The sequence below is a fragment of the Streptomyces sp. DvalAA-14 genome (genome assembly GCF_900091855.1).
Lineage (GTDB): Bacteria > Actinomycetota > Actinomycetes > Streptomycetales > Streptomycetaceae > Actinacidiphila.
Map to the genome: position 1 here is coordinate 1 of NZ_FMCH01000003.1, position 1,356 is coordinate 1,356.

The following is a 1,356-nucleotide window of genomic DNA, read 5'->3' on the forward strand; positions in this document are numbered from 1 at the left end:
GACGAGGTGGGCGGGGGCGGTGGGGCGGACCGGGGCGAGGAGCCGCGCAGGATGACCGCCGCGTGCCCCGGGGCGAAGCCGATCCGGGCGTCCCAGGAGCCCTGCGGTTCCAGGGTGCGGTCCACCGTGATGACGATGGTGACCGACCGGCCCGGCTGCAGGGTGCCGCCGCGGGCCGAGAGCTGGAGCCAGTAGGCCGGTGTGGACGCCTCCCACCGCACCGGGGTGGCGCCGCCCGCGGTCAGCACGACCAGCGTGCGCTCCGTGCCCGCCCGGGCGGAGACCGTCAAATACCCCGACCCGTCGGTGGGCGGCGCGGCGCCGGGCGAGGAGACGGCGACCGTGGTGGCCGTCGGGGCGGTGATCGCGGGCGCCCCGGAGACCGCGCCGGGCGCGACCGGGCGCGCCGAAGGCTGAGAACTGCCCGCCTTCTCGTACGGCACCCCGTCCAACCCGTCCGGCTCGCTCGTCGCCCGGTCGGAGGCGTGGCCTTCGCCGAGCGGCGCCGCCTGGTAGGCGGCCCACACGGCGAGCACGGGTGCGGCGACCACCGCCGCGACCACCGCGCCCGTCACCGCCCGGTGCCGCAACTGCGCCCGCCGGGCCGCCCGGTCCTTGAGGTCCAGCGGAAAGCCGCGCCGGTCGTAGCGGGGTGTCGCGTCACGGGCCCGGCCGAGCCCGGCGTCCATGGCGTAGAGCAGCGCGGCGTAGGCCGCCGAGCGGGGCGCCTCGACCAGGGCCAGCACCGCCGTGCTGTCGGCGGCGTCCGCGGAGCCGGCCGCGCCCGGCCAGGGGCCGTCCGCCACCACGCGCTCGGCGGTACGCCGGCACACCGCGCAGTCGTCGACATGCCGCACCAACTCGCCGCGCAGCGCCGTACCGAGCAGCACCCGGGCGTCGCCGGCGAGTTGGGCCACCGCCGGGCAGTGGCCGGTGTCCACCACCGCCAGCGCCGTACGGGTCCGCTCGACCTCGCAGGCGGCCTGGGCCAGCAGCGAACGGGTCGCTTCGGCGTCGAGGCCGAGCACGTGGGCGACTTCGCGGGCGGTCAACTGGTGGCGCACCGCCAGTTCCAGCGCCTCGCGCTGCTCCGGGGTGGTGCCGGCCGCTTCGGGCCAGGCCAGCAGGGCCAGTTGGGCGGCGCGCTGCTCGGTCACCGCCTCGGAGGCGGACGGCACGGCGGCCGGGCCGGCGGCGAGCCGGCGCAGGCAGGCCCAGCGGGCCAGGGCGTACAGCCAGGGGCGCCGCAGGGCCGGATCGCGCAGCTTGGCCCGCTGGCGTTCGGCGAGTGCCAGCACCTCGCCGAGGGCCGCGGCGGCGGCGTCGTGCTCGCACAGGATGGACAGGCAGTACGTG

1 protein-coding gene is annotated in these 1,356 nt (G+C 78.4%); it reads right to left on the reverse strand.

Annotation, left to right across the window (positions count from 1 at the left end; all coding sequences use genetic code 11):
• On the reverse strand, positions 1–1,356 hold a 1,356-nt coding region (locus GA0115240_RS36510), incomplete at both ends, for a BACON domain-containing protein (protein ID WP_093734569.1).